This is a genomic window from Henriciella sp., from assembly GCF_049649345.1.
Lineage (GTDB): Bacteria > Pseudomonadota > Alphaproteobacteria > Caulobacterales > Hyphomonadaceae > Henriciella.
In genome coordinates, this window is sequence record NZ_JBARZC010000017.1 from 1 (window position 1) to 2,264 (window position 2,264).

Consider the following 2,264-nt stretch of genomic DNA (forward strand, 5'->3'; position numbering starts at 1 on the left):
GGTCAAGGACGCGTTTGGCGAGGCCCTTATTGAAGATTTTCGCATTGTCAGCGATCACCTCCCAGTCTTCCTTGGTGCCTTCCAGCATTTCGCGGAATTGCGCGCGCGGGCCAATGCCGTGTCCGTCTGCCATGGTCTTCCTCCTTTATATGTCTTGCCGCACAATACCCCTGCCGGCAGACTCTTCAAAGCCCTTCCGGACCGGAACCTGCCCATGACCCGACCAACCCCCGAAACCCTGACCGAAGCGTGCGAGTATCTGGCAGCCCAGGACGCCGCCTTCGCCCGCGTCCATCAGGCGCTCGGCGTGCCGGACTGGCGGTATGGCGCGCCGGACTATGCCGTTATCGCCCGCATGATCGCCTTCCAGCAGATCACGACAAAGGCAGCTTCAGCTATTTGGGGCCGCGTCGAGGAGGCGGTTGGCGATGTGTGCACATCTGCCATTCTCGCGGCCGATGAAGAGACGCTGCGCGGCTGCGGCCTGTCGCGGCCGAAGATCCGGCATCTGCGCTCGATCGCCGAAGCGGTCGAAACCGGCGCGCTCGATCTTGACCGGGTTCATGCCGCAGAGATGGAGGCGGCGCGAAAGGAGCTCATTGCGGTGAAGGGGATCGGGCCGTGGACGGCTGACCTTTTCCTTCTCTATTGCGGTCGGCTCGATGCCTGGCCGTCTGGCGATGTGGGGCTGATGGAATCCTACAAGATGCTGCATGGCCTTGAGGCCCGCCACGACACGAAAGCGTTTGATCAGCTGGCCGAGTCTTGGCGGCCGTATCGCGGCGTGGCGGCACATCTGCTCTGGAACTGGATCAATACCGAGCGGGCAAAGGCCTATGCCGCCAATGGCGGCGGCTGACCTATAAATCCCTTAATTCAGACGGTTGCGGCCGGTGCCCGGTGCTCTCTATAAGCCTCGCAGGGCGAGGATGAGGGAGAGGCTGGCCGATGATTTACGACATTCTTTTCATGCTGATAAATGCGCTGGTCGTGCCGGCCTGGCTGCTGCTTGTGCTGGCGCCGAGCTGGCGCACGACAGGGCTGGTCGTGCATTCAGGCCTCTATCCGCTGGCCTATGGCGCGCTGTACACAGTCTGCCTGATCGCCTCGATCTTCTTCGGCCAGTCGGCAGAGGGCGTCGGATTTGAATCGATTGGCGCAGTCTCGGCCCTGTTCGATCATCCTAATGGCGTGATTGTCGGCTGGAGCCATTATCTCGTTTTCGACCTGTTCGTCGGCGCCTGGATCGGGCGCGATGCGCAGCGCCGCGGCCTGCCGCACATGGCGGTGGCCCCCTGCATGCTCGCATGTTTCCTGTTCGGCCCGGTTGGCCTGCTGGCCTATATGCTGGTGCGGCTGCTGCGCGGCGAGGGAATCAGCCTGTTTGAAACCCACGCGGAGAAAACCTGACATGGTCTCGATTGGAACGCCGCTCTCGCCATCTGGGACCCGCATCATGTTTCTCGGCTCTGGCGAGCTGGGCAAGGAAGTGGTGATCGAGCTGATGCGGCTTGGCGCCGAAGTCATCGCCGTCGACCGCTATGAGAACGCGCCCGGTATGCAGGTCGCCCATCGCAGCCATGTGATCGACATGACGGACGCCGCAGCCTTGCGCGCGCTGGTGGAGCAGGAGAAGCCGCATCTGATCGTCCCCGAGATCGAGGCGATCGCGACCGATGAGCTGGCGGCTATTGAAAAGGCGGGGCTGGCCACGGTCATCCCGACCGCGCGGGCGACGCAGCTGACCATGAACCGGGAAGGCATCCGCCGGCTCGCTGCCGAAGAGCTTGGCCTGCCGACGAGCGCCTATGCATTTGCGTCCACCGGCCATGAGCTTGCCGAGGCGGCCGAAAAGATCGGCTATCCGGTTTTCGTCAAGCCGGTCATGTCCTCGTCGGGCAAGGGCCAGTCTCATGTGAGATCCGACGCCTATATCGACCATGCCTGGGTCTATGCGCTGGAAGCCGGGCGCAACCGCGAAATGCGCGTCATCGTCGAGGGCGAGGTGGATTTCGATTTCGAGATCACGCTGCTGACGGTGCGGGCTGCGAACGGCACGGTGTTCTGCGAGCCAGTCGGTCATCGCCAGGAGCGCGGCGACTATGTCGAGAGCTGGCAGCCCCAGCCGATGAGCGAGACGGCGCTCTCGCGGGCAAAGGAGATGGCGCAGAAGGTGACCGATGCGCTGGGCGGCTACGGCCTGTTTGGGGTCGAGATGTTCGTGAAGGGCGACGAGGTCTGGTTTTCAGAGGTCAGCCCCCGCC

General features: G+C 63.1%; 3 protein-coding genes. All 3 read left to right on the forward strand.

What is annotated here, in order from left to right; all coding sequences use genetic code 11:
* The first annotated feature begins 214 nt into the window (after positions 1-214).
* Positions 215-859 carry a DNA-3-methyladenine glycosylase family protein gene (locus WA989_RS00470; RefSeq protein WP_424338569.1) on the forward strand — a complete coding sequence of 215 codons (645 nt, stop codon included), beginning with the start codon at positions 215-217 and terminating at the stop codon, positions 857-859.
* Positions 860-948: 89 nt separating this feature from the next.
* Entirely contained in the window at positions 949-1,410 is a 462-nt protein-coding gene (locus WA989_RS00475) for an ABA4-like family protein (RefSeq protein WP_424338570.1), read from the forward strand.
* Position 1,411: 1 nt separating this feature from the next.
* The coding region (gene purT / locus WA989_RS00480) for a formate-dependent phosphoribosylglycinamide formyltransferase (RefSeq protein WP_424338571.1) at positions 1,412-2,264 on the forward strand (853 nt) is incomplete at its 3' end.

Coding starts and splice junctions, on each gene's coding strand:
- WA989_RS00470 (WP_424338569.1), top strand. CDS start 215: ATGACCCGACCAACCCCCGAAACCCTGACCGAAGCGTGCGAGTATCTG.
- WA989_RS00475 (WP_424338570.1), top strand. CDS start 949: ATGATTTACGACATTCTTTTCATGCTGATAAATGCGCTGGTCGTGCCG.